The following is a 21,821-nucleotide window of genomic DNA, read 5'->3' as shown; positions in this document are numbered from 1 at the left end:
CGCCGTCCTCGATGTCGGCTTTCTTGAGCCAGTTATGCAGGGTTGCTTCGGAAATTCCGAAGTCTTTGGCGATCTGCGAGATCGGCGCTTCGTGCTTGCGTGCAACCGCGACCACGTCGCGGCGGAACTCAGCGGGGAAAGGCTTGGGTATGTTGAACATCCTTGCTGCAAGGAGTGCATTCTCACAAGTCAGGAGTCAAGCAAACCCGGGGCAGGCCCATTCATCAACCGGCGAGCCGCGAAGTGGGCCCCAACCAAACTGCAAAACCGGTCCCCACTCAAACTGCCATAATCAAATGTCCGTCATTTTGCCACCAACTGTATGCGGGAGTAGGCGACACTCTAAGGCAGAGTGAGGGATATGGATCAAAAGGCTGACTTACTTGGGTACCTTCGCATTCGAAGGGCAGATCTTCTCGCGAAACTCGACGGCGTCGGCGAGTACGACATTCGTCGTCCGATGACCCCCACGGGTACAAACCTCCTTGGCCTGGTCAAGCACGTCGGTGGCGTGCAATTGGAATACTTCAGCGAAGTCTTCAGCAGACCCCACGGCCGGGAAGTGCCCTGGTTGTCTGATGCTGGGGGGGTCGACGATGACATGTGGGCAACGGCCGACGAGAGCCGGGCAGACATCATTGACTTCTACCATTTCTCCGCTCGACATAGCGACGCGACGATAGAGTCACTCAGCCTCGATTCTTCAGGTGAAGTACCTTGGTGGACGCCCGACCGCCGATGCGTAACCCTCCATCAGATCCTGGTCCACGTGTGCGTCGAGACAGCCCGGCATGCAGGGCATGCCGACATTTTGCGCGAGTTGATCGACGGCGCAGCGGGCAATGGACCGCAGGATCCGAACGTGCCAAGCCGCACGTCGGAAGAATGGACTGCCTATCGATCCCGGATTGAGGCCGATGCACGCCAAGCCGGAAGATAGACCAGCGCCTACGAAATATCGGACAAGTGACTAGCTGGGAACCATGGAATCAAAGTATGTGCGCTACCAGGCAGGCATCCCCAATGGCCGTGGACGCCACCCAGGCATCTTTGCTCTCGCCAACGGTTTAGCAAACGACGGCAGGCTCAGCAGCCACGACTGGGCTTCCTGGCGGCGCTCAAATGACCATTACGACTCCGCATACTTGAACCCGTCGACGGTGGACAAATCGATTTACGACCATGCAATCAACCCGACAGCGGAGGCTTGGTTCAAGTGCACAGCCGGGCATTTGCTCGTGGGCGTTGAGTTCTACACGGATCTTCTAAGCCGGTATGACGTTGAGTGGCAGGTGCACCATTCAAACGATCCAGGAAAGCTGTTGTACGAAGACGACGTCCAGATAATTGTCGCGCCCCATGAGGGGGAATGATCTCAAGATGCACTTTATGATGCTGGAATGGGGGAAAACTTTAGCGGGAATGAGCCTGGGAAACACAAGCCGATCTACGTTGAGACCAGCATTCGTGCCCCCTGGGAGCGCGTATGGACTCTTAGCCAGGACCCGGCTCTGCACGCCCGGTGGGATCTGAGGTTCTCCCGAATAATCCCCACCGGGGGAGATGATCAGGGACTTCTCCATTTTCGTTACGAGTTCCGCCTTCCAGTACACATCATCCGGGGGAACGGAACATCGCTGGGGCACAGGCATCGATCCGATGGGCGGGCCACATCGGTGCTGAAGTTCGCTACTGCCGACCCGTTGTCTCCCATTGGACCTGGTTCGGGGTATTGGCGGTATGTGCCGACAGCGGATGGTCTTCGATTCATCACGGGGTACAACTATCAGCCGGGAATGGGGGCTCTCGGAAGAGTCCTGGACTCGCAGGTGTTCCGGCCCGCTCTGGGTTGGGCAACAGCAATAAGCTTCGACCGCCTGAGAATGTGGGCGGAGTCAGATCTGGATCCAAGAGACTCCCGCAACCGGTGGTTTGTCGACGCCGGAGCGAGAGCCAGCGGCATTCTGGCAGCCGGCGTCCTGCTCCGCAGAGCCTTCACAAGTCGAACCGCTGGCCCGGCGGCCCTGGGGGTGACGGTAGCTCTGGCGACCTGGATGTTCCCGTCCCATTGGACTGTGCCGAGGGCCGGGCGGTGCCTGCGGCAGGCCCCGGACGCACGCTCGGGCCGTGCCCCATCTGCCTTGGCAGGGTTGGCTGCACCCGCCACAGGTGGTTTCGGCCGTCAGACTGAGGGAGGCGAGTAGCCGTGGCTTCGATCTTTGAGGTGGCGTTGGGGCCAGACTTCCAAAGGCTTCACCCCATGCTGCAGAAACGCTTCGGCGTTGAAACCGAGGCAGGCTACGGATGCGTCGGACAGGGGGTCTTCTCAGAAGTCCGCCGGGGTGCGTGGTGGACGGTCCCGTTTCTGCGACTTGGTGCCTACCGCAATATTCTCTTCCCGGACCAGGGCGATGACATACCGTTCACGATCGAGAACTATCCCTACATTGACGGGTTTGGCCGCCCTACCGTCACGTTCGTCAGGACATTGGAAACGAACTGGCGGGATTGTCGACTACCTCGGCACCCACCAGCACCTGGCCACAGACCTCGAGCTGGAGGTCTTGGCCGATGGATCGCTGCACCTGCAGTCAGGGGCTCAGCGGTTCTACGAAGGCTTCGCAGGATTCACGTTTCCCGCCGTCTGCACAGGTACTGCAGACCTGTACGAGAGCTTCGATGACATTCGTGGGGTGTTCACGATTCAGATGCAGGTGCGGAACCCCGTCGTCGGGTTTCTCTTCGGATACCGGGGCGAGTTCACCTGCACGTATCCGCCCCTTCCCGGCACAGCGATCCCGGCGCACCTCAAACCGCTAAGGGAGGAAAGTCGCGAATAGCAGCCTGGTGCCCGCGAAAATGGTTGAGCGGCACTAACCGTCGGAGACGAGGATGTTGTCGTGAATTCTTGTCCAGCCGGATGCTTCAAGCTCTCTGGTGTCATATCCGTCGGAAACAAGAATGGACGATTCTTGGTCTGGTCCACCGGTTTTCACGAGCTCTCCCTCACGTGTTCCACCGGTTGTGCATACGGTGTGCCAGCCTGTTGGGTTGTCAACGGGAAAGGTGGCGAGGCATGCAGTTAGCTCCTGGGCTTCCTGTCCAAGGAAGTATTTTTGCCGTTTGCTTCGGCGACGAGGAGTACCTTGTCGACGTTCGTTTCCGGGCCGAAGTTAACACCTTCAGGAAGCGCATCATTGGGCGTGGCTGGGCGTTCCAGTGCTTGGAGGCCAGAGGCATCTGAGGAGCCGCTGAGGAGCAATCCCGATGTGAGCATGGCGATTAAGAGTAAGAACTTAACGCTGGTGATGGCGCTGCCCCCTCAGGCTCTTGTGTAAGCACGATGGTACTTCCCAGCAGCCTAGCGCCCCTACGCCGGGACTGGCTGTCGACCCCCGGGCACCGCACCGTTCACGTGGAACCCCTACCGGCCGCCAGCTGAACTCCGAGAACCATCCGAGTCGCGATGGTGCCGCCATGATCGTTCTCGATGTAACTCATGCCAATTTTCTCCGCCACCCGACGAGAAGCCATGTTTTCTGGATGGATAATGGCGACGAGCTGCACGACATCGAGTTCGTCGCGTGCGAATTCCTTGCACGCCGCCGCCGCTTCGGTCGCGTACCCCCGGCCCCACAAGTCCGCTCGGATGTGAAATCCGACCTCCAACTCGGTGCGACCATCAACCTGCTGCCAGGTAAGTCCGCAGTCGCCCAGAAACTCGCCATCGAGGGTTTCCACGATCCAAAGGCCGTAACCGTGCGTGGCGTAGTTCGCTTTATTCCAAGCGATCCATCGAGCAGCCTCATCCCGCGTCTTGGGCGCAGGGTAATAAGTCATGACAGCAGGATTACTCAGAAGCGCAGTCATGTTATCCAGGTCCGCTGAAGCCATCTGACGGAATCGAAGCCGGGACGTCTTTCCAGGAATCACCTACGAAGCCTACAGGCGCCCCAGCATGCAGTGATGATGGAGGAGGTTGCTTTACGGGTCTGACCCTTGAGTCAACAGACGCTGTCCGCAGTTGTCATTCTCGCGATCTGTCGGCCCGTAGGGTAACCGCACCAAAGCGCTGCTGGACGGGCGGACATGACTTCATAGGAGCCTGAATTCACGCAAGTCCCGTCACTGTTCTGTCTGCCCGACCGCCCGGCACGCAGCCACCCCAACAGGCGCGTCAGGAAGGCAATTCCATCATGACAACCACCGAGGAGATTGTCACCGCCGGGATCGATACACACTCCGATACCCACCATGTTGCCGTCATCAACCAGTACGGCAAGCGATTGGCCGACAAGGAATTTCTCGCCGTCGCCTCCGGATACCGGAAAATCATCGAGTTCATTCAACAGTTCGGCCCCCTCGCCGCAGTCGGCATTGAGGGGACAGGCTGCTACGGAGCCGAAATCACACGGTGGCTCGTCAAGGCCGGCATTACCGTCATCGAGGTCAACCGTCCGAACCGGAAAAACCGTAGACAGCAGGGAAAATCCGATCCCCACGATGCCTATTCGGCGGCCGAGGCTGTTCTCTCGGACAGGGCCACCGCCGGACCGAAGCACCGGGACAACTTTGTGGAATCCGTCCGTGCCCTGAGGGTCGTCCGGTCCTCGGCCGTGAAATCCCGGACCCAGACGATCAACCAGATCACCGGGCTGCTGACCAGCGCAACCGAGGAAATCCGGTCGAAGTACCGGTCCCTGCATGGCAGGAAACTGGCCCGCGCGCTCATGGGTTCCAGGCCGGGGACGAACCTGTCGGATCCTGGCACGGCGACCCGCTACGCACTGCGCCTGTTGGGCTCCCGCTACGAAATGCTGACCATGGAGATTCTCCAGATAGACGGGCACCTGGCGGACCTGCTCAAGGCCCATGCTCCTGATCTCCTCGCGGTCTTCGGGGTCGGGACCGAAGTCGCCGGCCAACTGCTGATAACCGCCGGGGACAACCCCGAACGAATCCGCACCGAAGCGGCCCTCGCCGCCCTCACCGGAACGGCACCGCTGCCTGCCTCGTCCGGGAAGACCAACAGGCACCGCCTCAGCCGTGGCGGAGACCGCGCCGCTAACTCGGCCATCCACCGCATCGTCCTCGTCCGCATGCGGCACCACGACGCCACCCGCGCCTACGTCCTCAAACGCACCAAGGAAGGCCTCAGCAAACGGGAAATCATCCGGTGCCTCAAACGCTACGTCGTCCGCGAAATCCATCGAACGCTCATCCGCCACATTTCCCCGGCCCCGGCCCTCGTTCCGGGTTGACACTCAATAGGAGCATCGCGCACCCCTGCGCACCGGTGGCTAGATTGCCAGCATTCTAGCCATGGCCGAAAAACGCAGTTCAACATCTACCTGCCGACTGATCTGGTCAAACAGGTCAAACACGCGGCAATCGAACGCGGACTATCTCTGTCGTCGTTCGTCGAAGAAACGCTTACCCAGGCCCTCAACAAGGAAGGTTCAACCACATGAGAGTCACTCCAATCCGCTTCGTGCGGAACATCGAGCTCGCCAACAAGTTCTATTCCACCCTTGGGCTGAACGAGAACTCTGCAGCAACGAGCGGAACCTGGGCGGACCTGCACGGAAACGCCGGTCAACTTGGGCTCCACATTGCCCAAACGGGACCTACACACTCGGATGCCGGAGCGGTAGGGCTGCACTTCTCCACTGACGAAAAGCTGGAACTCACCGCAGAGCGACTCAGGGCTGCCGGATATGCCCCCTCAGACATCATGGACGAAACGTTCGGCCGTTTCATCACCGTCAACCACCCCGACGGATACCTCATCCAAGTCAACGAAATCGATGCGGACCTCCAAAACCTCAGCTATGAAATACGGGAATCGGCTGCCCTGAAATAGGTGCCGCCCGAGCCTCGCAGGACCCGCCTACTCCTTCCGCCGCACCACTAGGCCGGTGCCGGCGGGAGCACCGCCGTCGGGCCCTGTCAGAGCCTCCAGTCCTTCGATGGTGAGTTCGTCGACGTCGGCCGCTGTATCCACCAGCACGGTGTCCCCGTCAGCGATCCCACCGGACAGGATGGCCTTGGCCAGGCGGTCGCCGATCTCGCGTTGCACCAGCCGGCGCAGCGGCCGGGCACCGTAGGCGGGATCGAAGCCGGACATGGCCAGCCAGGCGCGGGCGCCCTCGGACACTTCCAGGGTAAGCCGCCGGCCGGTCAGCCTCCTGCCGAGCTCGGCCACCTGCAGTTCCACAATGCGTGCCAGCTCGTCCACGGACAGGGCGTCGAACAGCACCACCTCGTCCAGCCGGTTCAGGAACTCCGGTTTGAATGACGCATTCACCGTGGCCATCACGGCGTTGCGCTTGGCCTGCGGGTCCAGAGACTGGTCCACCAGGAACTGGCTGCCCAGGTTGGATGTCAGCACCAGGATCGCGTTGCGGAAGTCCACGGTGCGGCCCTGCCCATCGGTGAGGCGGCCGTCGTCGAGCACCTGCAGGAGGATGTCGAAGACTTCGGGGTGGGCCTTCTCCACCTCGTCCAGCAGGATCACCGAGTACGGCCGACGGCGGACGGCTTCAGTCAACTGGCCGCCTTCCTCGTAGCCCACGTAGCCGGGAGGGGCACCCACGAGCCGGGCCACGGAGTGCTTCTCGCCGTACTCTGACATGTCGATCCGCACCATGGCGCGTTCGTCGTCGAACAGGAAACCCGCGAGCGCCTTGGCCAGCTCAGTCTTGCCCACGCCCGTGGGCCCCAGGAACAGGAACGAACCCGTGGGCCGGTTGGGGTCGCTGATGCCGGCCCGCGCACGACGGACGGCGTCGGCAACCGCCGTGACAGCCTTCGCCTGGCCGATGAGCCGCTTGCCGAGCTCTTCTTCCATGTGCAGCAGCTTCTGGCTTTCGCCCTGCAGCATGCGCCCGGCCGGGATCCCGGTCCAGGCGGAGATGACTTCTGCGATGTCGTCCGCGGTGACCTGTTCGGCCACCATCTGGCCCGACTTGTCCGTGTTCGCTTCCTCAGCGGCCGCTGCGGCGTTGAGTTCGCGTTCCAAGGCCGGGATCTCGCCGTACAGCACCCGCGACGCGGTTTCCAGGTCGCCTTCGCGCTGGGCTTTGTCCGCGGTGGACCGGAGTTCATCCAGCTTCGCCTTCAGGTCACCCACCCGGTTGAGCCCGGCCTTCTCGGATTCCCAGCGGGCGTTGAGTCCGTCCAGCTCTTCGCTCTTGTCCGCCTTGTCCGCGCGGAGGGCCGCGAGGCGCTCCACCGAGGCGGCATCCTTCTCGTTCGCGAGGGCCAGCTCCTCCATGGTGAGCCGGTCGACGGAGCGGCGCAGCTGGTCGATCTCCTCCGGCGCGGAGTCGATTTCCATCCGCAGCCGGGAGGCGGCCTCATCCATCAGGTCGATGGCCTTGTCCGGCAACTGGCGGCCGGAAATGTAGCGGTTGGACAGGGTCGCGGCGGCCACCAGCGCGGAGTCGGCGATGGTGACTTTATGGTGGGCCTCGTAGCGTTCCTTGAGGCCGCGGAGGATCCCAATGGTGTCCTCCACGCTCGGCTCACCCACGTACACCTGCTGGAACCGGCGCTCCAGGGCGGGGTCCTTCTCGATGTTCTCGCGGTACTCGTCCAGCGTGGTGGCACCGATCAGCCGCAGCTCACCGCGGGCCAGCATGGGCTTGAGCATGTTGCCGGCATCCATCGAGGACTCCCCCGTGGCACCGGCGCCCACCACCGTGTGGATCTCGTCGATAAACGTGACGATCTGCCCGTCCGAATTCTTGATCTCCTCGAGGACCGCCTTGAGGCGCTCCTCGAACTCGCCGCGGTACTTCGCGCCGGCCACCATGGAGGCAAGGTCCAGGGCGATCAGCGTCTTGCCCCGCAGGCTTTCGGGGACGTCACCGGCAACGATCCGCTGCGCCAGACCCTCAACCACTGCGGTCTTGCCCACCCCGGGCTCGCCGATGATCACGGGGTTGTTCTTGGTGCGGCGGCTCAGCACCTGGATGATGCGCCGGATCTCGGTATCGCGGCCGATCACCGGGTCCAGCTTGCCCGCACGCGCCATCGCGGTGAGGTCCGTGCCGAACTTCTCCAGCGACTGGAACGTGTTTTCCGGGTCCGGCGTGGTGACCTTACGGTCGCCGCGGACACCCGGCAGGGCGGCGAGCAGCGCTTCATGGGAGGCACCGGCGTCGCGCATTAACCGCCCGACGGCGTCACTCCCGGCAGAGAGCCCCAGCAGCAGGACCTCGGTGGAGACATAGGTATCGCCCAGCCGGTCGGCTTCATTCTTGGCGTTCTGGATGGCCTGCAGCGCGGGCCGGGACAACTGCGCCTGCTGCGTGGAGCCGCCCGACGTTGCCGGCAGCGCCTTGATGGCGCCACTCGCCTGCACACTGACGGCATCCGGGTCTGCGCCCGTGGCGCGGAGAAGCGCGACGGCGACGCCCTCCCGCTGATCCATCAGCGCCTTAAGCAAATGGGCAGGTTCCACCTGGGGATTTCCTGCCGTGGAGGCGTTCATGGCTCCTGCCGAAAGAGCCTCCTGGCTCTTGGTGGTGAATTTGACGTCCAAAGAGAGCTCCTTCCGGGATGTGCATTTTTCGCTAACTTGAGTCTATAACGCTCAACTTTGAGGATACCCCCTCCATGGTCATGTTTGCCGACGGCGAACTGCCTGTCCAGCGCCGCGCGCTGCCCCGCGGGAAAATTCGATCCCGGCACCCTGCCGCAGCTGCCCGCAAAGTTCTAGGATCATGCTGTGACCGCAGGGGACGATCCCTTCGGCGCAACAAGACAAGGACGTCCCGTGAAGAAATTTATGGTCCTGTACACCTCGCCCAAGCCGGCCGAAGAAGCCCTGGCCGAAGCGAGCCCCGAAGCCGCCGAGGCCGGCATGAAAATGTGGATGGACTGGGCGGCGAAGGCCGGCGACGGCATCGTTGACCTCGGCACACCGCTGGGCGGCACCAAGGTCTTGGACGGCTCCTCCATCGCCGATGCGGAGGCAACGCTTGGCGGCTACAGCATCATCCAGGCCGACGATCTGGACGCCGCCGTTGCCCTGATGGAAGGTCATCCGCACTTTATGTCCGGCGAAGGCGCCACGATTCAGATCCACGAGACACTCGACTTTCCGGGAATGTAGCGCGCCGGGCTTAAGCATTCCGGGCGGGCGGCTCCCGCAACGAGCCACCCGCCCGGCGGTCTGTTTAGGCCGACCAGATCAGGAGCCGGCAACCCCTGAGACGCTGGTGATCCAGGACAGATTGCTGGCGATCGAGGCGTGGTCGTTGTAGTAGCGCGTGTAGTCGGACGGGTTCTGCGGCGGCAGAATGCTGGAGGTGGAGAGCACTCCAACCAGTTTGCCGTTCACGATCAGCGGCCCGCCGGAGTCGCCGCCCAGCGTGTGGCCGGTCTGTGACTGCGTTCGAACGGAAGGCCCTCCGTAGGTGTCCGCCCCCTGTCCGGCAGCGGCGACATTGGCCGTTTTGAGGTAGTAGGACATGGTGCCCGCACCTTCGGTCTGGTCACCCCAGCCGTAGACCTTGGCCGAGGCGCCCGTGGCGGGGAACGAACTGGAGAGCCCCACGTACGAGCCGTAGTGCGGGGTTGAAAGCTTCAGGAGCAGGACATCGCCGGTGCTGGAGGCATAGCGGGCGGCCACCGTTTTCACCGTTCCACCGGTTTCCAGGTACGTGGTGCCCAGCCGGACGGACTTCAGCGATGTTGAGTTGCAGTGCTTGGCCGTGATGACCCAGTCCGCGGAGATCTGGCTGCCGGTGCAGCCCACGCTGGTCCCGGTGGAGTCGAAGGAAATCTGGGCGGCGTACGGGGCCGCGGAAATCGTGGTGGTGGTGCCGCCGGCGATGTCCGGGCTGGCCGAGTCACCGCCGGTGGCGGGTGCGGCGTGGGCAGTCAAGGGGGTCAGCAGGGCAGCGGTAGCTGCGGCCGTGGCCAGCATTCGGGCGATCTTCAAAGCGGGTAGCTCCTTCGCAAGTGGACCCGCGGGCATCAGCGGTCGGCCGTCAGCCGGGTCGGTTCCAGTGGGTGGACCGGCCATCGGTGCGGGCGATCCACAGGCGACATTACTGCCAGATGTGAAGCTTGTCACGTTAAATGACAAAATCAGTCAACTACGTTTTCAAAGCAGCCCAACCGACCTCAGGGCTAGCCTGCGGCCGGGGTCTGTTCCACGTAGTTGATGACCAGGAAGTCCCCGGCCGGGACGAGTTCCACATACCAGCGGGTCGGCTTGTCCCAGTCCTCCCAGCTGCCCTGCCCGGCAACGGTAGGCCGGTAGACGGCGTCGAACTTCAGGAACGTGCCGCTGTCCGTGGCGCTCGAATCAATCTCCTGCATCAGCTCAAACGTGCCGCGCCCGCCCGCGCCCGCCTCGGCAACGCGGACCGCCGCCAGGTTCTGCTGGTTCATCACCTTCACCGCCGCAAAGTATTCCTGCCACGCGACGTCGCTGTGGGTGGTGAACAGGGTGCTTGAGTAGGCCTCGGAGTTTCTGGCAGCGAGGTCGGCGACGCAGTTTTCCGGGACGGCCTTGCCCGGGCTCCAGGCGGTGACCAGCTCGGAACCTGCGTTGAGCCAGCCGCTGTACGCATTCAAGACGCTGCCAATCGTCTCGCGCGGCGTGCCCTTGGGGATCCGGACCGGCGACACATCATCCCGGCCCACAAAGGGGCACTCCGGCGGCAGCAGGGACATGGGCGTAGCCGGGGCGATGTCCGGCGGTGGCGGAGGGGACGGAAACAAGCTGCACCCGGCCAGTCCCGCCAGTAGCGCAACCGCGGCGGCCGCCGTCGTAATTTTCTTCATGCTTTTCCCCCAATACCGCCGCCGCGTCCGGACGACGCTGACCAGCCTACCCGCGTGCTCACCCCGCCCGGTCAGCCCGGGTAGATGGCGACGGCGCCGGCCTTGATCACGAAATACACCTGCATGCCCGGCGCCAACCCGAGATCAACAGACGCCGCCGGGGTGATGTCCGCGCTCAGCTGCCCGCCCTCCCCGGCGCGGACCCGGATTCCGTCACCGTGCGGTTCGAGGTCGGTGATGGTCACGGCGAAGGAGTTCCGCGGGCTGCCATGCGCTTCGCTGGGGAAAACGGAAACGGCCGACGGCGGGAAGACAGCCATGCCCGGCTGTCCGGCGGGGAACGGGGCGGCTACGTCGTGGTGGCCATAGAGGTTGAGGGCGCCTGCCCGCAGACCATGTTCGGTGATGTGGCCGGCTACAAAGTTGAGCCCGGCGAGCCCGGCTGCGAACCGGCTGCGCGGGCGCTGGAGGACTTCGCGGGTTGGGCCTTCTTCGCTGATCCGCCCGTTTTCGAGGATGACCACACGGTCGGCCAGCATCAGGGCATCGAGGACGTCGTGCGTGATGATGATGGCGCGGCGGCCGGCCAGCACCCGTTTGAGCAGGCGGCGGAGCAGCGGCGCGGCATGGATATCCAGCGCGGCCATCGGTTCATCCAGGAGTAGGAGGCCGGGGTCGGCGGCGAGCGCCCGGGCCACCGCAACGCGCTGCGCCTGGCCGCCGGAGAGCTCGGCCGGGCGGCGGGACTGCAGCTCGGTCGCCTCGACTTCCGCTAGCCACCGCAGGGCGGATTCGCGGGCGGCCTGCTTTGAAGCCCCCGCACTCCGGGGCCCGAAGGCCACGTTCTCCAGCACGCTCAGGTGCGGGAACAGCAGCGGTTCCTGGGCCAGGAGCGCCGTGCCGCGCCGGTGCGGAGCCGTCCACTGGCCGCGGCCTGCGGTGAGGTGGAACAGGGTCCTGCCGTCCAGTTCGGCCGTGCCTGAGTCCGGATGCAGCAGGCCCGCGATGACGTTCAGCAGGGTCGATTTGCCCGCGCCGTTGGCTCCCATAACGGCCACCGTTTCGGCCGGGCCCACAGCGAGGGAGACGTCGAACCCGCGGCCAGCCACGACTGCCTGAACCGAGAACGTCACCGGACCGCACCTCCCGGGGCGGGCGCCGGCGTCGTACGTTCCCCGCTGTGTATGGGGACCCGCTCAGCGGCGCGGGGACTGCGGTACGCGAGTGCCACCACGGCAACCGCCACCGCCACGAGGACCAGGGAAAGCGCGACGGCGGCGTCCGCGTCCGTTTCCCGCTGCAGGTAGATTTCCAGCGGCAGGGTCCGGGTCACGCCCTGGAGGCTGCCGGCGAAGGTGAGGGTGGCTCCGAATTCGCCCAGGCTGCGGGCGAAGGACAGCACCGCGCCTGAGGCGAGCCCCGGCAGCACGAGCGGAAGGGTGACCCTGCGGAGCACGGTAGTGGGCCCGGCGCCGAGCGTCGCGGCCACCGCTTCGTACCGGTTCCCGGCGGTCCGCAAGGCGCCCTCGAGGCTGACCACCAGGAAGGGAAGGGCCACAAACGTCTGGGCCAGGATGACCGCCGTCGTCGAAAATGCGATCTGCAGGCCTGCCACTTCCAGCGTCCTGCCCAGGAGCCCCTGCCGGCCGAAGGTGTACAGCAGGGCTATGCCGCCGACCACCGGCGGAAGGACCAGCGGGAGCAGGACCAGTGAGCGGAGGATGCGCTGGCCGGGGAAGCTGCCGCGGGCCAGGACCAGGGCGAGCGGCACACCCAGCACGATGCACAGGACGGTGCTGGCCGCCGACGTGCGCAGGCTCAGCCCAAGGGCCTGCAGCGACGCTTCCGACGTGATCAGCGGGATGGACTGGGCCCAGTTGACCTTGGCCACCATGGCCGCCAGCGGCAGCACAACGAACAGTCCACCGGCAGCCGCAAGGACGTAAATCCAGCGCGGGACGCCGCCGTACCCGCCGTTCCTGGCCTGTTTCATGGTCTCCTTGTGGGCGGCTTGCTTACGGTGCGGACCTGCCTACGCGGCGGGTGCTACGGGGCGCCGAAGCCGGCCTCGCTGAGGGTTTTCTGCCCGTCGGCTCCGGTCACCATGGCGATGAAGGCTGCCGCCAATTCCTTGTTCCGGCTCGAGCCTACTGTGGCTATGGGATAGGAATTGACTGCCTTGCCGGATTCGTCGAACGGGATTCCCTTGACCTTCTCTCCGGCTCCTTTGACATCGGTGACGTACACCAGGCCGGCGTCGGCCTCGCCCGAGGTGACCTTGCCCAAAACATCCGTCACCGATGATTCCTCGCTGACCGGAGCGAGGGTCACGCCCGCGGCCTTTTCCACGGTGTCCGCTGCGGCCCCGCACGGAACCTGGCTGGCACAGACAACCACCTTGACACCGGGTTTGGCCAGGTCCGCGAAGGACGCGATCGACGCCGGATTGGACGGCGGGACGGCGATCTCCAGGACGTTGGTGGCGAAGTTCTTCGCGGTCCCCTCCAGGAGCTTGGCATCGGCCAGCTTAATCATGTTCTTGGTGTCCGCGGACGCGAAGACATCCGCCGGTGCGCCCTGGGTGATCTGGGTGACCAGGTCCGAGGACCCGGCGAAGCTCAGCATGACCTTGGCGCCCGGGTTGTTCGCCTCGAAGTCACTGGCCAGCTGGGTGAACGTGGCCTTGAGCGACGCGGCCGCGAAGACCGTGATGGTCCCGGACACTTGTCCGGTGGCGTCCGGGGACTGCAAGGTGGCAGGCTGCGTGGCAGTGGGCGTCGTGGACGCCGGCGCGCACGCGGCAAGGCCAAGCATAAGGGCTGCGATGAGGGCGGCGGTGCCGTGTTTGCGGGTGCTCAAATGATGCTCTTTCCGTGCGGGGTTTCGATGATGACTGTGGTTGCTTTGACCACCGCAGTAGCCACGGAGCCGAGTTCCAGGCCCAGGTCGCGGACGGCTTCGCTGCTCATCAGCGACACCACCCGGAACGGCCCGCACTGGAGTTCCACCTGGGCCATGACCTTGTCCGCAGTGATGCCCGTGACCAGGCCGACGAACCGGTTGCGCGCCGAACTCCCGGCACGGTGCGGGTCCTCGGGAAGCTGCGCGAGCTTCTGGGCGTGCCTTGCCAGTTCCAGGCCGTCGACTGCCAGCCGGCCGGCGTCGTCCCTTACCGGGGTGAGGCTGCCGTTCTCTGTCCAGCGCCGGACGGTGTCGTCACTGACGCCGAGGAACCGGGCGGCCTCGGATACGCGAATAGTGGGCATTTTATGATTCTAGTCCGCATTTGCGGGTCTTTTTATGAGTTTTCTCCGCTTATCCGAAGATGACGTCAGTGCTGGTTTCGATTGACCGGCGTCCGGCGGTGATTGCCCAGTGTTCAAACGACGCGGACGTGGCCGAAGCCCTCCGCTATGGACGGGAAATTCCCTCGCCATTGCCGTCCGCGCCGGCGGACACTCAGTGGCCGGAATGTCGATGAACAACGACGGCCTGGTGATCGATGTCCGGCCCATGAAGTCGATCGATGTGGACCCCGAATCCGGCATCGTCACCGCCGGGGCAGGCGTCACATGGGGCGAGTTCGACCGCGCCACCCAGGAACATGCCCTGGCCGTCACCGGCGGGCGGGCCTCCACCACCGGCGTCGCCGGCTTCACCCTGGGCGGGGGATCCGGCTGGCTGGAGCGCTCCTTCGGGTTCGCGTGCGACAGTCTCGTCTCGGTGAACCTGGTAACGGCCGACGGCGGGCGCGTCACCGCGAGCGCCCGGGAAAACCCCGAGCTCTTCTGGGCGCTCCACGGCGGCGGCGGCAATTTCGGCGTGGCCACGTCGTTCACGTTCCAGGCGCATCGGCTCGGTCCCGTGGTGCATGCCGGGATGTGGCTGTGGCCCGGGGAGGCGGCCTCGGATGTTTCCCGGGCGTTCCGGGACCTGGCCCTGGCAGCCCCTGACGGTGTTGGCTTGGCGCTCCTCTATTTGACGGCGCCCCCGGAGCCTTTTGTGCCGGAGCATCTGGTGGGAAAAATGGCGACCATCATCGCCTACCTCTACGCGGGCGAGCCCGAGGAGGGCTCCGAACACGCCAGGCCGTTCCGCGAGCTCGGTCCGGCAGTGGACCTGGTGGGAGACACCCCGTACGCCGATTTCCAGTCCTCCCTGGATGATCCGCCGGACCACTACAACTACTGGAGCGCGGATTATCACAACGAACTGCCCGACGAAGCCCTGGACGTGTTTTTGGAATCGGCCCGGAACCTCCCCGATGCCACATCCATGCAGCTCATCGCCCGCTGGGGCGGCGCCGTCGGCGGCAAGGCGGCGGCCACTCCGTTGATCAACCGGAATGCGGCCTGGGTGAGCCACCCGTACGGCATCTCGCCAACACCCGAGGAAGGCCAGCTGGCCAAGGCCTGGGTGAAGGACTTCCGCGGCAAGATTGCGCCGTATGCCACGGGCGGGGTCTGGCTCAATTTCATTGGCAACGAAGGCCAGGAGCGCATCCGTGCCGCGTTCGGCAACGGGAACTACGCGCGGCTGGCAAGGGTCAAGCGGGACTTCGACCCGCGGAACGTCTTCCAGGGAAACCAGAACATCCTGCCGGCCGGCTTTTGACCGGCTCCGCGGAGCGCCGCACTAGACTTCCCCCATGGCGATTTACCTGGATCCGCCGCTGTGGCCAGCCCACGGCACGCATTTTTCCCACCTCATCTCGGACGCCTCACTGGCGGAGCTGCACGCCTTCGCCGCTGCGACCGGCATCCCGGACCGGGCGTTCGACTGCGACCACTACGACGTCGCCGAGCGCCGGTTCGACGACCTGGTGACCGCGGGCGCCATCCCGGTGGAGGCCCGGATCCTGGTCCGCAAGCTCATCGCCAGCGGGCTGCGCATCCCGGCCCGGCGGCGCAATAAGTCACTCAAGGTCCCGCTGCTGAACCGTTGGGAAACCATCATGCCCGGCCACGACGCCCTCTTCCTTGACCTGCTGGACCGCTGGAGCGAGGACCACCGCCGGTATCACGGCTGCACGCACCTGCTGGCAGTTCTGGAGGCTTTGGACCTGCTCGCCGACCCCGCCGATCCGCCGCGGACAGTGCTGCTCGCAGCCTGGTTCCACGATGCCGTATACCGCGGGGTCGCCGGCCAGGACGAGGAGGAATCGGCCCGGCTCGCAGAGGAGCGCCTCACGGACGCGGGGCTCCCTGCTTCGGATGTCGAGGAGGTAGCGCGGCTGGTCAGGCTGACATCGGACCACCGCCCGGAGCCAAGGGACGACGACGGCGCCCTCCTCTGCGACGCGGACCTGTCAGTCCTCGGCGGCGAACCTGAGCCGTACGCCCGGTATGTGGCCGCCGTCCGGGAAGACTACGCGCACATCGGCGACGCCGACTTCGCAGCCGGGCGCGCCGCCGTCGTCCGTCACCTGCTGGAACTGGACCCTCTCTTCCACAGCGACCGCGCACGGGAACTGTGGCTCGATGCCGCCCACCGGAACCTGCAGGGCGAGCTGGCCTGACTCTCCGCGCAACCGCAGGGAGCCTTTACGGGCGCCCCGGCCGGTGCAAGACTGCTCGGATGAACCTGCGCATCCAAGCCGTCAGCATCGATTCAACCGACCCCAAAGTGCCCGCCGATTTCTGGGAGAAGGCCCTGGGGTGGCGCCGCACCTATGAGGCGGAGGACGAAATCGTGCTGGAGGCGGCCGCAGGCAGTCCGGCCGACGGCGTCAGCCCGGACCTGCTGTTCCTGAAGGTACCCGAGCGGAAAGAGCTCAAGAACAGGCTGCACCTTGACCTCCGCCCAGAAGACCAGGCCGAGGAAGTACAGCGGCTGGAAGCCCTTGGCGCGTTGCGCATTTCTGTCGGGCAGGGGCCTGAGGTGACCTGGGTGGTCATGGCTGACCCGGACGGCAACGAGTTCTGTGTGCTGCGCGCGCTGCGGTCAGAAGAACTCGAAGCCCAGGGACTGGTCCCCGGAATTAGCGAAGCCCCTGGGAAGGCCGCTGGCTAACGGTACGCGGTAACGAACGGGCTGTTGGTGGGAACGATCTGCTTGCCCAGCGGCATCAGGCTCACCGGGATGAGCTTGAGGTTGGCGATGGCCAGCGGGATGCCGATGATGGTGACCGCCATGGCAAAAGCTGTGACCAAGTGGCCGATCGCTATCCAGATGCCCGCCACCACGAGCCAGATGACATTTCCCAGCAGCGAGAACACGCCCGTTCCGCCCGGCTTGTCCACCACCATGCGCCCGAACGGCCAGAGCGTGTATGCGGCAATGCGGAACGACGCGATGCCCCATGGGATGGTGACGATCAGCAGGCAGCAGATGATGCCGGCCAGGAAGTAGCCCAGGGCGAGCCATAGTCCGCCGAATACCAGCCAGATGATGTTGAGCAGTGTCTTCATCTATCCATTGTGCCCCGCGGGGTCTGACAAAAACGTAGGGGTCTGCCCTGATTGGCCCCTGAACTTGGACCTGCTACGAGCCTTTGGCGGCCTTCACAAAGGCCCGGATCTTCTCCAGGTCCTTCACGCCACGGGAAACCTCGACGCCGGAGGAGACGTCCACGCCCCACGCGCCTGCTGCTGCGGCAGCCTGGTCAACGTTCTCAGGATCCAGCCCGCCGGCCAGCAGCCACTTGCGGTCCTGGAGCGCCGTCACGTCCACCATGGAGGCGTAGTCCCAGGCCTGTCCGGACCCGGGCACGGCGGCATCAATCAACAGGATTTCCTCGCCCCAGTCGGCGAACGCGTCCGCAGTGGCTGCCATGGTGACGGCCCTGATCAGCTTCATGCCGGCGTCGTGCACTGTTGTGACGTCCTCCGGGGTGAGGTCCCCGTGGAGTTGGACCCACTCGAGTCCGGCGGATCGGGCGATGGCAATGGCATCGGCGACAGGTTCGTGCCGGAAAACGCCGACGGCAATTACGCCTTCCGGCACATCGTCCAGAAGAGTGGAAACCTGCGACGGCGAGACCCCGCGCGGGCTCGCGGTGAGGACAAAGCCGACGGCGTCCGCATTGGCCTTCACGGCTTCACGGACGGATTCAGGCGTACTAAGACCACAGACTTTGACGAACATTCCCGGCTCCTTCAGGCTGTCTTCGTGATGTCCCCCGGGAGGAGATTAGCAGGGAAGAGTCCCGTGCGCTGATGTGACGCCGGTCTTTCAGCGGCCGGACAGAACGCGCTCCACCATTTCCCGCCCGGTCTGCTCAAACGCTGTGTCGCCCACCTGGTTGGCCCACACCACCGTGCCGATGGCCTGGTTGAGGTTCTCCAGCCGCCACACGTCCTCGTCCGCCGGGCCCACCGTTTTGCCCAGGCCCGCATGGAACGCGTCCGCCAGGTCGGGCCTGCGTACGAACCGCTGATGGCTGAGCCACACCAGATCGTGCATCCACGGGCGCGGTTCGGCCCGGCCAAAGTCGATGACTTTGATCTGCCCGTTGTCCTGAAGCCAGTTCCTCGGCTGGAAATCGCCGTGCGTTGCCACCGCTGCATCACGCCCGGGCGGAGGGCATCCAGCTCCTGTTCAAAGCTGTCGAGTTGCTTTTCCGGCAGCAGCCCGTGGGCGCGGTCCATCCACGCGCGGGTCTTTGCCGTAAGGGCTCTTGCGTAGGTGGACGAGTCCCCGGCGGGCCGATGAATCCTCGCCAGCAGCTCCCCCGCCTGGCGGTACGTTTCCGGATCATCCTCGGCCGGTGTCCCCTCCACCAGGATCCCCGGCAGGAACTCCGTCACCAGGATTCCGGCCTTCGCCGAGGCATGCCGCAACGCCGGGACCCGGCCGTGGAGCCCTTCGAACCCGCCGGCATGGGCGGCGATCTCGCGGTGGATATGGTGGCTTGTGGTGCTCGCCTTGACGATGAATTCTTCGCCCGGCGGCGTGGCAACGTGGAGGACGTTGGTGTCTTGCAGTGGCCAGGAGTAATCCTGCACCACACTGAATTCCCCAAGCCATAATGTCAGCAGCCGGCTCTGTTCGTCGGTGATCCCCTGGCGCATTCGCCCAGCATGCCACGCGTCGCGGGGACGCCCAAACAAAAGCGGGGACGCCCAAACAAACTAGGCTGGTCCGATGGAGATCATCCGCTTCGCAGAACTCAGGTCCGAACCGTGGCGCAACGGCGGCGGGGTGACCCGGGAGCTTGCCAGCCACCCGAAGGCCGCCTCGGCGCAGGACGGCGCCTGGGACTGGCGCGTCAGCATCGCCGATGTCAGCAAGGCCGGTGATTTCTCGGCGTTCCCGGGCATGGAGCGTGTGCTGACCGTGATCGACGGCGAACTCCTCCTGCTCACCGTGGACGGCGCCGAGCACCCGCTGGAAAAGTACCGGCCGTTCAGGTTCTCCGGCGAAGCTGCCGCGCACGGGGCCCTGCCCACCGGGGACATCCGCGACCTGAATGTCATCACCCGGACGGGTTCGTTCAAGGGCTTCACATCCATCATCGAGCTCTCCAAGAAGCGCGCGCACCCGGTTTTTGAGGGCCAGCTCGCTGTGCTGCTGCAGGGCCAGGCCACCGTCAGCGCCGGCAACCTCAGCGTCAGTGCAGAAGCTGCGGTCCCTGCGGAATCCGCGGGCGCCGCGGAATCTGCAACCGCCGCGGAAGCCGACGGCGACGAAGCCGCCCCGGCACCCGGGGAACCCGAGGCACTGAACCGGTATGACGCCGTCGTCGGCTCCGATGCCGGGACCCCCGAGATCCTGGGCCGCGGCTTCCTGGCCGTGGTTTCGGTCGACCGCGTGACTGCCTGATCCAGCCCGGCAGGCCAGCCTCGCCTTCGTTATCTGAGCCTTTCCACACTGGTCAGCCGCGGGCGTCGCTCCTAGACTCTGGCTATGACTTCCACACCCTTTAATGCGCTCCTGTCCACCCAGATCGGCAACGAGTTCGCGGCCTCGCAGCAGTACATTGCCGTGGCCACCTGGTTCGCCAACCAGGACCTCCCGCAGCTTGCCCGCTACTTCTACCGGCAGTCGGTGGAAGAGCGGAACCACGCCATGATGATGGTGCAGTACATGCTGGACCGCGACATTGAGTTCACCATCCCGGGCGTCCCCACCGTGCGCAACGACTTCTCCACCGTGACCGAGCCGCTGGCCCTGGCGCTCGAGCAGGAGAAGGAAGTGACGGCTGCAATCGAGGCACTGTTCCGTGCGGCCCGCAGCGAGGATGACGCCCTGGGCGAGCAGTTTATGCTCTGGTTCCTCAAGGAGCAGGTGGAGGAGGTCGCCTCCATGACCACCCTCCTGAACATCGCCGAGCGCGCGGACAACCTGTTCGACATCGAGAACTTCATCGCCCGCGAAACCGTTGGCAACGGGGGCCGCGACTCCTCCGCTCCGGAAGCTGCCGGCGGCGCTCTCTAAGGTTCCGCGCTTCCCCAACTAGGTAGCGCTAACTGTCGTTTTGGAGCCTCAAAACGACAGTTAGCGCTACCTAGTTGGGCGGGGCCCGCGGCGGTGAGGTTGGCCACCAACCCGGCCACCCGCCGTCGGGCGTTGCTATGCTGGGATCAAGGCTCCGCACAGGACCCTCCGGACGACGGTTCAGTACCCGGCACGCGACAAGACTGGCCAAAGGATCTGTCATGTCGTGGTTAATTCTCATTCTTTCCGGAGCGCTGGAAGCCGTCTGGGCCGCAGCCCTGCACCGGACATTCCAAGCCTCCGGCCGGCGCCGGCTCGCGCCCGCCCTCCTCTTCCTGGTCTCCGTCCTCGCCAGTATGGCTGGCCTCGCGATCGCCATGCAGTCCATCCCCACCGGCACCGCGTACGCCGTGTGGGTGGGCGTGGGCGTGGTGCTGACGTCCGCCTACGCGATCATCACCAAGGCTGAACGTCCGACGACGGCGCGTCTCCTGCTGCTGACCGGTATCGCCGCGTGCGTGGTTGGCCTGAAGGTGGTGGCGTAATGAATAAGCGTTCCGCTGCCTGGCTGATGCTGCTGGCCTCCGCCGTGCTGGAAGCCGTGTGGGCCACCGCCCTGGGCCTCTCGGACGGCTTCACCCAACTGCTGCCCACTCTTGTTTTCGGCGTGACGGCCACCCTGAGCATGATCGGCCTCGGCCTGGCCATCCGCAGCATCCCCCTCGGCACGGCCTACGCCGTCTGGGTGGGGATCGGGGCTGCCTTGACGGTGGGCTGGGCGATGGCCACCGGCGTCGAACCCTTCAGCGTGTTGAAGGTGCTGTTCATCGCGGGGATTGTGGGCTGCGCGGCCGGGTTGAAGGCGCTGCCGGCTTCACCTGCTGCCGTCCCGTCGGCGCGTGCGAAAGCCGGGGAGAACCAGCGGCCGGTTTAGGCTTTTGCCATGGACTCCCCCGAAATGCAGCAGGCCATCGCTGCCCTGCGGCACAGACTCGACGGCGGCCGGCGGATTGTTCTGGGCATTACGGGAGCGCCCGGCTCCGGCAAATCCACGTTCGCGGGCCGGCTGCAGCGGGAGTTCGGCCCCGACCTCGCCGTGGTGGTTCCCATGGACGGCTTCCACCTGGGCAATGCGATCATCAACGGCACACCACTGCGGCACCGCAAGGGCGCAATGGACACGTTCGACGTCGGCGGCTACCTCTCGCTGTTGCAGCGCCTGGTACGCCGGGACGAGTCAGTGGTGTACGCACCGGAGTTCCGGCGGACTTTGGACGAGCCGGTGGCCGCGTCCATCGCGGTTCCGGCCTCCTTGCCGCTGGTGATCACCGAAGGAAACTACCTGCTGGCGGAGGCACGCGAGTGGAAAGACGTCCGGGCGCAGCTGGATGAGGTCTGGTTCATGGACACCCCGGCCGCGCTGCGGCTGGCCCGGCTGGTGGGCCGGCACGTGGAGTTCGGCATGGAACGGACCGCGGCCGAAGCCTGGGCGACCGGCCCGGATGAGGCCAACGCTGTGATGATCGCGGCCACGCGCCAGGGCGCCGACCGGATCATCCCGTGGGGCTAGGACGCCGGCCAGGAATACTGGGGCAAGGGTCAGGGTTCTTGGCTGGGACGAGAGTCCACAACGAATGGAG

Annotated in this window: 26 protein-coding genes, 2 pseudogenes and 1 riboswitch; of the genes and pseudogenes, 16 read left to right on the top strand and 12 right to left on the bottom strand. The window is 65.0% G+C overall.

Features of this window, described 5'->3' with window-relative positions; translation table 11 throughout:
- Position 1: 1 nt before the first annotated feature.
- Positions 2–151 (bottom strand): annotated as a pseudogene (locus tag AC50YA_RS13120) (transposase); the annotation flags it as partial.
- A 210-nt stretch (positions 152–361) separates the two neighbouring features.
- Here AC50YA_RS13120 and AC50YA_RS13115 point away from each other — a divergent pair.
- The 3 genes and pseudogenes from AC50YA_RS13115 (at position 362) to AC50YA_RS13105 (ending at position 2,840) form a co-directional block, all read left to right on the top strand.
- Positions 362–940, top strand: a complete 579-nt coding sequence (locus AC50YA_RS13115) for a DinB family protein (protein WP_494982702.1) — start codon at positions 362–364, stop codon at positions 938–940.
- 43 nt (positions 941–983) lie between these two features.
- A complete protein-coding gene (locus tag AC50YA_RS13110) occupies positions 984–1,373 on the top strand; it encodes a hypothetical protein (protein ID WP_494982701.1) in 390 nt (129 codons plus the stop codon).
- 887 nt (positions 1,374–2,260) lie between these two features.
- Positions 2,261–2,840, top strand: a pseudogene (locus AC50YA_RS13105) (DUF4166 domain-containing protein).
- Positions 2,841–3,411: 571 nt separating this feature from the next.
- On the opposite strand, the gene AC50YA_RS13100 reads toward AC50YA_RS13105, so the two are convergent.
- Entirely contained in the window at positions 3,412–3,933 is a 522-nt protein-coding gene (locus tag AC50YA_RS13100; RefSeq protein ID WP_494982700.1) for a GNAT family N-acetyltransferase, read from the bottom strand.
- A gap of 260 nt (positions 3,934–4,193) precedes the next feature.
- On the opposite strand from AC50YA_RS13100, the gene AC50YA_RS13095 reads away from it, so the two are divergent.
- Genes AC50YA_RS13095 through AC50YA_RS13085 form a run of 3 tightly spaced genes read left to right on the top strand, consistent with a single transcriptional unit; the run spans position 4,194 to position 5,863 of the window.
- Positions 4,194–5,261 (top strand): IS110 family RNA-guided transposase, encoded by a 1,068-nt coding sequence (locus AC50YA_RS13095; protein WP_494982716.1) that lies wholly within the window; start codon positions 4,194–4,196, stop codon positions 5,259–5,261.
- A gap of 6 nt (positions 5,262–5,267) precedes the next feature.
- Positions 5,268–5,471: a ribbon-helix-helix domain-containing protein gene (locus AC50YA_RS13090; protein ID WP_494982715.1), complete on the top strand. Its 204-nt coding sequence runs from the start codon at positions 5,268–5,270 to the stop codon at positions 5,469–5,471.
- Positions 5,468–5,863, top strand: a complete 396-nt coding sequence (locus AC50YA_RS13085; RefSeq protein WP_494982699.1) for a VOC family protein — start codon at positions 5,468–5,470, stop codon at positions 5,861–5,863. The genes AC50YA_RS13090 and AC50YA_RS13085 overlap by 4 nt, the downstream gene beginning before the upstream one ends.
- 27 nt (positions 5,864–5,890) lie before the next feature.
- On the opposite strand, the gene clpB is transcribed toward AC50YA_RS13085, so the two are convergent.
- Positions 5,891–8,548, bottom strand: a complete 2,658-nt coding sequence (gene clpB, locus AC50YA_RS13080) for an ATP-dependent chaperone ClpB (RefSeq protein ID WP_494982698.1) — start codon at positions 8,546–8,548, stop codon at positions 5,891–5,893.
- A 234-nt stretch (positions 8,549–8,782) separates the two neighbouring features.
- Between clpB and AC50YA_RS13075 the strand changes: the two genes are divergently transcribed.
- A complete protein-coding gene (locus AC50YA_RS13075; RefSeq protein ID WP_494982697.1) occupies positions 8,783–9,121 on the top strand; it encodes a YciI family protein in 339 nt (112 codons plus the stop codon).
- A 78-nt stretch (positions 9,122–9,199) separates the two neighbouring features.
- Here the strand turns inward: AC50YA_RS13075 and AC50YA_RS13070 are convergent, their stop codons facing one another.
- From AC50YA_RS13070 to AC50YA_RS13045, 6 genes are all read right to left on the bottom strand, one after another.
- The gene (locus tag AC50YA_RS13070) at positions 9,200–9,952 is read right to left on the bottom strand and encodes a S1 family peptidase (RefSeq protein ID WP_494982696.1); all 753 of its coding nucleotides are present in this window, start codon (positions 9,950–9,952) and stop codon (positions 9,200–9,202) included.
- Positions 9,953–10,143: 191 nt separating this feature from the next.
- Complete coding sequence (locus tag AC50YA_RS13065; protein ID WP_494982695.1) at positions 10,144–10,803, bottom strand: hypothetical protein; 660 nt, start codon at positions 10,801–10,803, stop codon at positions 10,144–10,146.
- A 71-nt stretch (positions 10,804–10,874) separates the two neighbouring features.
- Positions 10,875–11,936 carry a sulfate/molybdate ABC transporter ATP-binding protein gene (locus AC50YA_RS13060; RefSeq protein ID WP_494982694.1) on the bottom strand — a complete coding sequence of 354 codons (1,062 nt, stop codon included), beginning with the start codon at positions 11,934–11,936 and terminating at the stop codon, positions 10,875–10,877.
- The gene (locus tag AC50YA_RS13055; protein ID WP_494982693.1) at positions 11,933–12,796 is read right to left on the bottom strand and encodes an ABC transporter permease; all 864 of its coding nucleotides are present in this window, start codon (positions 12,794–12,796) and stop codon (positions 11,933–11,935) included. Before AC50YA_RS13055 ends, AC50YA_RS13060 begins: the two co-directional genes overlap by 4 nt.
- A 53-nt stretch (positions 12,797–12,849) precedes the next feature.
- Positions 12,850–13,617 carry a molybdate ABC transporter substrate-binding protein gene (gene modA, locus AC50YA_RS13050; protein ID WP_494982714.1) on the bottom strand — a complete coding sequence of 256 codons (768 nt, stop codon included), beginning with the start codon at positions 13,615–13,617 and terminating at the stop codon, positions 12,850–12,852.
- Between the two features lie 41 nt (positions 13,618–13,658).
- Positions 13,659–14,069: a TOBE domain-containing protein gene (locus AC50YA_RS13045; protein ID WP_494982692.1), complete on the bottom strand. Its 411-nt coding sequence runs from the start codon at positions 14,067–14,069 to the stop codon at positions 13,659–13,661.
- A gap of 205 nt (positions 14,070–14,274) precedes the next feature.
- Here AC50YA_RS13045 and AC50YA_RS13040 point away from each other — a divergent pair, with 205 nt between their 5' ends.
- The 3 genes from AC50YA_RS13040 to AC50YA_RS13030 are packed head-to-tail and all read left to right on the top strand — an operon-like array spanning position 14,275 to position 16,815.
- A complete protein-coding gene (locus tag AC50YA_RS13040; protein ID WP_494982691.1) occupies positions 14,275–15,417 on the top strand; it encodes an FAD-binding oxidoreductase in 1,143 nt (380 codons plus the stop codon).
- Between the two features lie 34 nt (positions 15,418–15,451).
- Positions 15,452–16,321: a DUF4031 domain-containing protein gene (locus tag AC50YA_RS13035; RefSeq protein WP_494982690.1), complete on the top strand. Its 870-nt coding sequence runs from the start codon at positions 15,452–15,454 to the stop codon at positions 16,319–16,321.
- Positions 16,322–16,380: 59 nt separating this feature from the next.
- Positions 16,381–16,815 (top strand): VOC family protein, encoded by a 435-nt coding sequence (locus AC50YA_RS13030; protein WP_494982689.1) that lies wholly within the window; start codon positions 16,381–16,383, stop codon positions 16,813–16,815.
- Here the strand turns inward: AC50YA_RS13030 and AC50YA_RS13025 are convergent.
- From AC50YA_RS13025 to AC50YA_RS13015, 3 genes are all read right to left on the bottom strand, one after another.
- A complete protein-coding gene (locus AC50YA_RS13025; protein WP_494982688.1) occupies positions 16,812–17,213 on the bottom strand; it encodes a YccF domain-containing protein in 402 nt (133 codons plus the stop codon). The genes AC50YA_RS13030 and AC50YA_RS13025 overlap by 4 nt on opposite strands.
- Before the next feature lie 73 nt (positions 17,214–17,286).
- Complete coding sequence (locus tag AC50YA_RS13020; protein WP_494982687.1) at positions 17,287–17,889, bottom strand: phosphoribosylanthranilate isomerase; 603 nt, start codon at positions 17,887–17,889, stop codon at positions 17,287–17,289.
- An 87-nt stretch (positions 17,890–17,976) separates the two neighbouring features.
- Positions 17,977–18,303: a phosphotransferase gene (locus tag AC50YA_RS13015; RefSeq protein ID WP_494982686.1), complete on the bottom strand. Its 327-nt coding sequence runs from the start codon at positions 18,301–18,303 to the stop codon at positions 17,977–17,979.
- 149 nt (positions 18,304–18,452) lie between these two features.
- Between AC50YA_RS13015 and AC50YA_RS13010 the strand changes: the two genes are divergently transcribed.
- From AC50YA_RS13010 to AC50YA_RS12985, 6 genes are all read left to right on the top strand, one after another.
- Positions 18,453–18,773, top strand: coding sequence for a hypothetical protein (locus tag AC50YA_RS13010; protein WP_494982685.1), 321 nt, complete (start codon positions 18,453–18,455; stop codon positions 18,771–18,773).
- Between the two features lie 115 nt (positions 18,774–18,888).
- Positions 18,889–19,566 (top strand): HutD/Ves family protein, encoded by a 678-nt coding sequence (locus tag AC50YA_RS13005; RefSeq protein WP_494982684.1) that lies wholly within the window; start codon positions 18,889–18,891, stop codon positions 19,564–19,566.
- Positions 19,567–19,650: 84 nt separating this feature from the next.
- Positions 19,651–20,181, top strand: a complete 531-nt coding sequence (locus tag AC50YA_RS13000; protein ID WP_494982683.1) for a ferritin — start codon at positions 19,651–19,653, stop codon at positions 20,179–20,181.
- Between the two features lie 146 nt (positions 20,182–20,327).
- Positions 20,328–20,393, top strand: a riboswitch (guanidine-III (ykkC-III) riboswitch).
- 9 nt (positions 20,394–20,402) lie between these two features.
- Positions 20,403–20,726 carry a DMT family transporter gene (locus AC50YA_RS12995; RefSeq protein WP_248763758.1) on the top strand — a complete coding sequence of 108 codons (324 nt, stop codon included), beginning with the start codon at positions 20,403–20,405 and terminating at the stop codon, positions 20,724–20,726.
- Positions 20,726–21,115, top strand: coding sequence for a DMT family transporter (locus AC50YA_RS12990; protein WP_494982682.1), 390 nt, complete (start codon positions 20,726–20,728; stop codon positions 21,113–21,115). The genes AC50YA_RS12995 and AC50YA_RS12990 overlap by 1 nt, the downstream gene beginning before the upstream one ends.
- Positions 21,116–21,124: 9 nt before the next feature.
- A complete protein-coding gene (locus AC50YA_RS12985) occupies positions 21,125–21,751 on the top strand; it encodes a nucleoside/nucleotide kinase family protein (RefSeq protein WP_494982681.1) in 627 nt (208 codons plus the stop codon).
- Positions 21,752–21,821: the final 70 nt, after the last annotated feature.

Source organism: Pseudarthrobacter sp. RHLT3-21, from assembly GCF_059383495.1.
This window is presented reverse-complemented; position numbering and strand designations above follow the sequence as displayed.